Annotated in this window: 9 protein-coding genes; 4 read left to right on the forward strand and 5 right to left on the reverse strand. The window is 63.3% G+C overall.

Annotated features, from left to right (window positions below; all coding sequences use genetic code 11):
• Window positions 1–29 precede the first annotated feature (29 nt).
• Window positions 30–245, reverse strand: coding sequence for an exopolysaccharide production repressor protein (locus AC1DX0_RS27715; protein WP_477224583.1), 216 nt, complete (start codon window positions 243–245; stop codon window positions 30–32).
• A gap of 235 nt (window positions 246–480) precedes the next feature.
• Between AC1DX0_RS27715 and AC1DX0_RS27720 the strand changes: the two genes are divergently transcribed.
• From AC1DX0_RS27720 to AC1DX0_RS27735, 4 genes are all read left to right on the forward strand, one after another.
• Window positions 481–1,221 carry a sulfotransferase family protein gene (locus tag AC1DX0_RS27720; protein WP_477224584.1) on the forward strand — a complete coding sequence of 247 codons (741 nt, stop codon included), beginning with the start codon at window positions 481–483 and terminating at the stop codon, window positions 1,219–1,221.
• An 88-nt stretch (window positions 1,222–1,309) separates the two neighbouring features.
• Window positions 1,310–2,680 carry a DUF535 family protein gene (locus AC1DX0_RS27725; RefSeq protein ID WP_477224585.1) on the forward strand — a complete coding sequence of 457 codons (1,371 nt, stop codon included), beginning with the start codon at window positions 1,310–1,312 and terminating at the stop codon, window positions 2,678–2,680.
• Window positions 2,681–2,879: 199 nt separating this feature from the next.
• Window positions 2,880–3,128 (forward strand): hypothetical protein, encoded by a 249-nt coding sequence (locus AC1DX0_RS27730; protein WP_477224586.1) that lies wholly within the window; start codon window positions 2,880–2,882, stop codon window positions 3,126–3,128.
• Window positions 3,129–3,140: 12 nt separating this feature from the next.
• A complete protein-coding gene (locus AC1DX0_RS27735; protein WP_477357591.1) occupies window positions 3,141–3,263 on the forward strand; it encodes a hypothetical protein in 123 nt (40 codons plus the stop codon).
• 169 nt (window positions 3,264–3,432) lie between these two features.
• Here the strand turns inward: AC1DX0_RS27735 and AC1DX0_RS27740 are convergent, their stop codons facing one another.
• From AC1DX0_RS27740 to AC1DX0_RS27755, 4 genes are all read right to left on the reverse strand, one after another.
• A complete protein-coding gene (locus AC1DX0_RS27740) occupies window positions 3,433–4,665 on the reverse strand; it encodes an amidohydrolase family protein (protein WP_477224587.1) in 1,233 nt (410 codons plus the stop codon).
• A 343-nt stretch (window positions 4,666–5,008) separates the two neighbouring features.
• Entirely contained in the window at window positions 5,009–5,560 is a 552-nt protein-coding gene (locus tag AC1DX0_RS27745; RefSeq protein ID WP_477224588.1) for an isochorismatase family protein, read from the reverse strand.
• A 30-nt stretch (window positions 5,561–5,590) separates the two neighbouring features.
• Window positions 5,591–6,031 (reverse strand): WapI family immunity protein, encoded by a 441-nt coding sequence (locus tag AC1DX0_RS27750; protein WP_477224589.1) that lies wholly within the window; start codon window positions 6,029–6,031, stop codon window positions 5,591–5,593.
• A 47-nt stretch (window positions 6,032–6,078) separates the two neighbouring features.
• A partial coding sequence (locus AC1DX0_RS27755; protein ID WP_477357594.1) for a WD40 repeat domain-containing protein occupies window positions 6,079–7,138 on the reverse strand: 1,060 nt, incomplete at its 5' end.

Genomic DNA, 7,138 nt, shown 5'->3' on the forward strand with positions numbered 1-7,138 from the left:
GCGCCATTCCTGATCGGGGTATCCTGCCCTTAAAACCAGACGCCGTCACGATGCAGCGGCGGAACAGCGTCGACCTCATCCCGGCTTGTCGCCTCGTGCGCGCGGTTGAAGATAAGCCGCACGACGAGCACGAAATAGCCTGCCTGCAGGACAACCAGCACAGCTATCGTCCAGGCAAGCGCCTGCCAGAAAGAACCGGTGGCCATATAGGTCCAGACCGCGACAATGACTGAAGTGGCCGACATCCCAACGAGAAATTGTCCAAAATACATCGATGCCAAAGCCGCCGAAACCGCCCCGGTTCCAACGACTCCCTTCCCGAACTCCCATTGCCCGCACACAGCGTTCCATTATTTTAGCAACTTCGCAAGTATGTGATCAGCCGGTTCGGCGACGGCTATTGCGCGTTGGCTTGGTCCGGCGCAATTTAATGCTCGCGGACTGACATAGCTTAGAAAACAAGTCCGCGGGGATGGGGGAATGACGCTCAAATTGATTGGGGCCGGTTTCGGCCGCACCGGCACGTGGTCGACTTTTGCCGCGCTGAACAGGCTCGGCCTGCCCTGCTATCACACGCAGGAAGTGATCATAAACAAGGCCAACAGAGGCCATCTCGACTTCTGGCGCAAGGTGGCCAACAGCCCGCCCGGCAGCCAGCACGACTGGAACCGCGTCTTCGCCAACTATACGGCCACCGTCGACAACCCCGGCTGCTGCGTGTGGAGGGAATTGCTGGCCACCTATCCCGACGCCAAGGTGCTGCTTACCTTCCACCCACGCGGCGCCGAAGCCTGGTACGAAAGCACCATCGACACGATCTATTTCACCAAGAATGTCTGGCAGTTCAAGATTCTGGAATGGTTGACGCCCTTCGGGCGGAAATTCGGCGACATGTCGAGCAAACTGGTATGGGGCCGCACGCTGGACGGCGTGATGGACGACCGTGACAGGGCGGTGGCGCGATACAACGCCTATATCGAGGAGGTGAAGGCGGCGGTGCCGCCGGACAAGCTGCTGGTCTACAAGGTGACCGAAGGCTGGGCGCCGCTCTGCGAGTTCCTCGGCGTGGCGCTGCCCAACGATCCCTTCCCCAACCTCAACGACCGCGAGACGATCAAGAAGATCATCCGCGACATCATCAAGGGCTCATACATCATGCTGGGGCTTGCGGTCGCCGCTGTCGTGGCGGTGGTTGCGGCGCTGTGGTGGTGGCTGGGGTAGAAGGAGACTAACGTACCTCGCCCCCCGCAATGTCGGCGTAATCCCTCCGGGCTAACCCCGCCCCACAACAGCCGTGTGGGGTTTGATCTTGAGTTTCGAAACGAGCGAGCGCGCCGGGTTGCGGGAAACCGCCGGCGTCTTCAGTCAGATCCTTGGCCTTTGCGGGCGGCTGGGGGTGCGGCAATCCAGGATTTTCCTCACCCGCTTCGCCTGCAAGCCAGTGAGTTCTTTCAAATGGGTCCGCTTTCTTGCGGGTTTCCGGCGGCGGCACGGGCTGGGCTGCCCGCATGACGATCTCATGCGCAAGAAGCCCTACAAATTCTTCGCCCTTGGGCTGCCCGGCCATCGCGGCTTCGACCTTTTGGTCGACCATTTCAACCTGGCGGCGGCGGGTCTGCCGCGGGAAATGCTTGAGGCGGCATGGCGCGGGCGGGCGATGGACATCGGCCAGGTCAACGGGCGGCGCGATGCCTATACCCTCACCATGCGTCTGTCCGTTCATTCCGGCACCAGTCACGAAGGCGCCTTCTCGATAAGGCTGACACGGCAGAGCGACCGGCTCGACCTGGTCAGGCTGAGCTTCATCCTCTACCCCTTGGGCACCAGCCCCCTGGGCGCCGGCCCCTTGGACGCCAGCCCCTCGGGCACCGGCAGCTACACCGTCGCCATTGGCGGGCTCCAGGGCAGCAAGGAGCCGGAGGCCAAGCGCGCCGTCATCGACGCCACGCGCGATCTGTGCGGGCTCAGGCCCAAGGATGCGGCACTGCTGGTCATCGAAGGCATCGCCATCGGTGGCGGCGCCGATCATGTCCTCGGCGTCTGCGATGCCAGGCACACCATCAACTTCCGCTCGCCCGAAAAACGCGCCCGCAAGCGTGCCGACATGGACCAATACTGGATCGATCGCGGCGGTTGCGAAGGCGGCGAATTCGGTTTCGCCATGCCGGTACGGAGCCGCGACATGGCAGCGCCGCTCAGCCGCCGCGATGTCTACAAGTTCGAATTCCTGGAGTTCGGCAAGCGCCTTTTTGCCTCAATGCCCAGGCTGAACGAGGTTCCACTCGATCTGCCTGCAGGAGGCCCTCACCCGATGAAATGTGGAAGGAAGCACATCATTGTCGGATGGCGGCGGGGCGTCATTTTACCCTTGCCAATGTCCGAATTCGCCCCTCGACAGGGCAAGAAGACTATATCTCATTTGGCTAAAATAGCGGAACGTCCCATGGACATTGCCGGAACCGAAGAAGGCCCCTCGGACCTTTGCTTCAACCACCTAAGACCTTGGTCCTACAAGGAAACGCAAAAGGCCGATGCGACCCCTCATCGGGAACATCCCGCCTCTGCCATCGTTTGCCGCAAGGTCTTCGGACCGGACTGGATTTCGGAGGAAGAGCGATGCACCATCGGTCCATCATCACCAGAACAGGCCACGGCCCGGGCACGGCGATCGCCGTGTTGATGGTCGGACTTGTCGCGGTCGGGATTGTGTTCCTCGTCCTGGGCGGCTTGCTCTATTTCGGCGAGCAGCAATCCAATCAACACGCTCTGTCTTCCGTGCCCGCCCGATCGGCCCAGGCGGCCGACCAGAGGGCAGCGGAGTGATGGGCCGAAGCGCCACTTTCCTTGCACAGAACTTTATTCACAATGGAGGACTCAAAGTGAAAACCACGCTTCTCTCGGCACTTCTCATTGTCTCCGTGCTGTCCCCCGTCAACGTTGCCCCGACGCAGGCCGCCAGCCTCGTCATCACCACGGACAACGGCACGCATATGGGCCGCCACCACTGGCGCGATCATCGCTGGCACAAACATCACAACCGGCATTGCTTCGTAAAGGTCAGGAAGCATTGGCGCCACCACCACTGGGTCATCGAGAAGGTACGGGTCTGCGATTTCGATCGCTTCTAGGCCATGCCGAGGATGCAATTGCCCAGGCCTCATCGAAGGTTCCGTCTGAACGGGCAAACCTTGGCGGTGGCGGCTGTCTGGGGCGTGGCGGCGGTGGTTCTGGTGCTGATGGTGACGGGAGCGGTCGGCTTCTGAAATCCGGCAGCGTCTATCCCTAGGGATGCCTCGCCTCCGCCTTGCAATCACATTAGATACTACTAATGTAAAAGACGCCGGCTCCCGCCAGAAGCCGGCGGGGCCCGACGTTTCTCCCTTTTGCACCAAGCCGTCGGGCCCCTTCCGCTATCCAGCATCAGCCATGGCGTCAGCGCGCCAGTATCATGCCGCCCTTCGCCACCGCCTTGCCCCGGCGATAGACCGTCCGGTCCTTCGGCACGGCGACCACCGCCTCGGGCACGTGCTGCGCCCGCATGGCGACGAAGTCGGCGCTGGCGCCGACCACTATGCCGTAGTCCTCCAGCCCCAGCGCCCTGGCGCCGGCATGAGTCACCGCATCGAAGGCAGCCGCCAGTTCGTGGTCCTCATAGAAGCCGGAGCGGTAGCCGATCATGTTGGCTCGGTTCAGCATGTCGCCATCGCCATAGGGCCACCAGGAATCGCGAATGTTGTCGGAGCCGCTGAACACGGTGACCCCTGCCTGTCGCAGAGCCGCCACCGGCGGGAAGGCATGGTTGCCGGGCGCGTTGGTCATGATCGCCACGCCAGCGGCCGCCAGCATTGCGCCGGCCTTCGCCAAGGCGTCTGCCGGAATGTCGCCCAGCCCATAAGCGTGGCTGACGGCGACATGGCCCTGCATGCCGAGCGCCTTTGTCCGCGCCGCGATCTCCTCGACCTGGAACAGGCCGAGCGTGCCGCCATCATGCAGGTGGATGTCGACGCCGGCGCCATGCTTTTGCGCCAGGGCGAACACCACGTCGAGATGGCCCTTCACATCGCGGTCGAAGCTGGCCGGGTCGAGCCCGCCGATGAGGTCGCAGCCAAGCTTCAAAGCCTCGTCCAAAAGCTCCGCCGTGCCGGGTGAGGACAAAATACCGCTTTGCGGGAAGGCGACGAGTTGGATGTCGATGAGGTCGCGATATCTTTCGCGCACGGCAAGGATCGTCTCGACATGGCTGAGCCCAACCGAAGCATCGACCATGACATGGCTGCGCATCGCCAGGCTGCCATTGCCGATACAGAGATCGAGCTGGTTCTTCGCCCGCTCGGCCATCGGCGCCGCGGCGGCAAGGTTCTGTGCCTGGAAGGCGACGCGCTCGCGCACGTCGAAGCCGTTGGTGCAGGGAATGTGCGGGCGCCAGGCATCGCCATAGAACGAGGTGTCGAGATGGATATGCCCCTCGACGAAGGCCGGCACGACAAGCTGGCCGCCGAGATCGATGATGCCGGGGTCAATGATGGCGGCGTCGATGGCGGTCATATCAGCCGGCGGCGCACTTCCGGCCGGCGCGATGGCACTGAAGCGGCCGCCGGTGACGAAGAAATCCGCCAGCAAGCCATCGGCCAGTTTCGCGTTGCGGAAAATCGTCTGTTCGCTCATGGGCTTCTTCCCTGCTGAAAGCGCCAGTCCTCGCCGCCCGCTCGCCGCGGGTCAATGCGGCAGGCAAGAGAAACTGTTTCTCGGCAAATATCCCAGCGAATGGTTCGGCGAAGCAAACCGCGAATCCGCGCCGCAGCTCCTGCCTATTCCGCTATCACGGAAGTTTCGAACGCCCGACGACGTGTCATGGTGTTGCTGCGGCGGTACGAGCCGCCCTGGTTGACGCGGGCGCCCAGCCATCCCAACAATGCGCCCCCCCGTCCGCGTCGACCACGGCATGCGCCAGACGGCACAGCTGCCGCGCGAAGCGACGATCAGCCCGCAGCGTCATTCTTTTGCAGCGTCAGCCGCCGACCAGCGCCTTCGTGGTCACCACAGTCGCGCCGGCCTCGCTGAATTCGCCATTATGCCGGGCGATGATCTGCAGAGCACTCTCGCCGGCGCTGTCCAGCGTGCTGTGGGCATCGGAAACCACGGTGACGCCGAGGCCTCTGGCGATCGCGGCCTTGACGGTCGCCGCCACGCAAAAATCGGTCTGCGCGCCGAGGATCACCACGGCACCCGCGCCCTGCCCGGCGACCCAGTCGCCGAAGGCAGGATTGCTGAAAGCATCGCGCACGGATTTGGCGAAGGTCGGTTCATCGTCGGCCTGGCCAAGGGCGGGCCAAACCGGCCAGCCCGGTTCACCCGGCGCCAACGGGTCGCCCTCGGGTCCGTCATGCCTGACGAAAGCGACCTTGCGCCCACCGCGCCTTGCCCAATCGATCACCGTGCGGGTGCGCTCGGCAATGCCCGAAGCATCATGGATCGGCGGCTCATGCACGCCGTCAAACATGCCGGTTTGGAGGTCGATGACAATGAGAGGCGCGTTGGCCAGGAGGCTGGGTGCTGACATGGCGCGAACATAGCTTGGGCGACGAGAGGGTCAAGATCGGCCAGGCCCTCGAATCGGGAAGCGGACAAGCTCTTGCCTCAGTTCCGCGACTGCATCCCGAAGCTCCGGGCCGATGGGAACCTTGAAGCCGTGCTTGTCCCATTCATCACGCCTCGCCCACGGCGGCGCGGACTCAAGCCGGAAGATCACCTTGATATCATTGTGCTTGCTTCGGAACTCCAGATTTGGTTCTAGAAACCCACACCACGATCTCTCGGCCCGCCCCTGCGATGTTTGCTCCAGCCATTCAGCCAAACGCAGAGCCTCAAAAGTTGTAAGGCAGGGATCACGGAAGCTCCATCTCCGACCATTGATGGAAGCTTCGCCCCCAACAATCAGCCAGTTCGAATCCCACTTATCGTCATGTATATCTGGAAACTGATATTGCAGCAGCGACAGACGCAGTGAACAGTTCGGTCCCGTCAAAAGCATTTTGGTCGAGCAATCGATGCTCAGATTTATTGCGTTCGATGGTTGCTTTAGCGAATTCGATCATTTCTGTCACGCGATCCGATCATCGCATGCCCCTCACCCCGGCGCTCCCGCAAACAGCACCACACCATCGCCRCCCGTCGCCGGCCAATCCCTGATGGTGCGGTCGTAGCCGCCGGTSAGCASCGTGCCGTCGGGAGCGAAGGCCACGGCGTAGATCGGGCCGGTCTGGCTGTCGAACATGGCGATCTGGTTGCCGGTTTCCATGTCCCACAGCCGTGCCGTCCCATCGAGCGAGCCCGACGCAGGCGCTTGCCGTCGGCCGATAGCGCCAGCGTATAGACCGTGCCTTCATGGCCTTCGAAGCGCTTCACCTCGCGGCCGCTGTCGAGGTCCCAGACCTTGATCGTCAGGTCGCCGCTGCCGGTGATCACATGGTGCCCGTCAGCGGTGAAGACGGCGCCATAGGTGCCTTGCTCGTGGCCGTGCCAGCTGCGCAGCTGCTTGCCGCTTTCGATGTCCCAGAGTTTTAGCGTGCCGTCGATCCTGCCGCTCAGCGCCTGCTTGCCGTCGGGCGAGACGGCGACCGCGCTGATCGACCAGTCGTGCCCGGTCAGCACATGCAGCACGGAATTGTTGACGAGGTCCCAGACGATTACATTGCCGGTGTCGTGCCCGCTGACGGCRCGCTTGCCGTCCGGGCTGATCGCCAGCTTGYTGACGCCGCCATTCTGACCGGCCTGGAAGACATGCAGCACGGCGCCATCGGCCAATTTGCGCAGCACGATCTCGCCGTCGTCGCCGGCCGTCAGTGCGCTGACACCGTCGGGCATGTAGAGCGCGGTGCGCGCCATATCCTTGTGGACGCCGAGATTACGGATCAGGTGCTTGCCGCCAATGTCCCACAGCTTGATCACATGGTCGGTGCTGGCGCTCATGATCGAGCGCCCGTCGGGCGCCACCGCCAGCCAGACGACCGCGTCACGATGGCCATCGGGCTGCGTCGGCGCCGCCGGCGGCGGTGGCGGCAACGGCGCCACGGTGGGCGGCGGGATGACCGCGACCTCCGGCGGCGACGGGGCGACGGGCGTTGGCGGAGCTAAGACC

Source organism: Mesorhizobium sp. P3_A9 (genome assembly GCF_056402975.1).

What these genes read in the sequence shown, in the direction of transcription:
- AC1DX0_RS27715 (WP_477224583.1), bottom strand. Translation starts at nt 245, where the DNA reads ATGTCGGCCACTTCAGTCATTGTCGCGGTCTGGACCTATATGGCCACC.
- AC1DX0_RS27720 (WP_477224584.1), top strand. Translation starts at nt 481, where the DNA reads ATGACGCTCAAATTGATTGGGGCCGGTTTCGGCCGCACCGGCACGTGG.
- AC1DX0_RS27735 (WP_477357591.1), top strand. Translation starts at nt 3,141, where the DNA reads ATGCAATTGCCCAGGCCTCATCGAAGGTTCCGTCTGAACGGGCAAACC.
- AC1DX0_RS27740 (WP_477224587.1), bottom strand. Translation starts at nt 4,665, where the DNA reads ATGAGCGAACAGACGATTTTCCGCAACGCGAAACTGGCCGATGGCTTG.
- AC1DX0_RS27745 (WP_477224588.1), bottom strand. Translation starts at nt 5,560, where the DNA reads ATGTCAGCACCCAGCCTCCTGGCCAACGCGCCTCTCATTGTCATCGAC.
- AC1DX0_RS27750 (WP_477224589.1), bottom strand. Translation starts at nt 6,031, where the DNA reads ATGCTTTTGACGGGACCGAACTGTTCACTGCGTCTGTCGCTGCTGCAA.